This is a genomic window from Virgibacillus salexigens (assembly GCF_014905415.1).
GTDB classification, from domain to species: domain Bacteria; phylum Bacillota; class Bacilli; order Bacillales; family Amphibacillaceae; genus Virgibacillus; species Virgibacillus salexigens.
Genome location: NZ_BNEO01000114.1, coordinates 1 through 311, shown reverse-complemented (window position 1 = coordinate 311; position 311 = coordinate 1). Strand labels below are relative to the sequence as shown.

Sequence of the window (311 nt, the reverse complement as noted above, 5' to 3'; positions counted from 1 at the left end):
AAGCTAATGTAGAAAACGTAACTGTAAAAGCAAATAGCACCAACATTCGATCAGGTCCAGGAACGAGTTATCCAGCTATTGGTTCGTCATCATCAGGAGATACATATCGTTTACAAAAAACAGATGGCGACTGGCATCAAATCGTTCTTGCTCATGGGGAATATGGATGGGTGGCATCTTGGTTAACCGACACAAAGGGGGAACCAATCCCGGCTTCTAACGAGACAGCAGCTACGGTTCAAGCACCAGAGCAGCAAGCATCCAGCACATCCTCAGATTTAACCTCACTTGATGGGTATAATATTATGCTT

Annotated in this window: 1 protein-coding gene; it reads left to right on the top strand. The window is 44.4% G+C overall.

Annotated features, from left to right (window positions below; all coding sequences use genetic code 11):
• Window positions 1-311: SH3 domain-containing protein (locus JKP73_RS22470; protein ID WP_200412016.1), on the top strand; the 311-nt coding region annotated here is incomplete at both ends.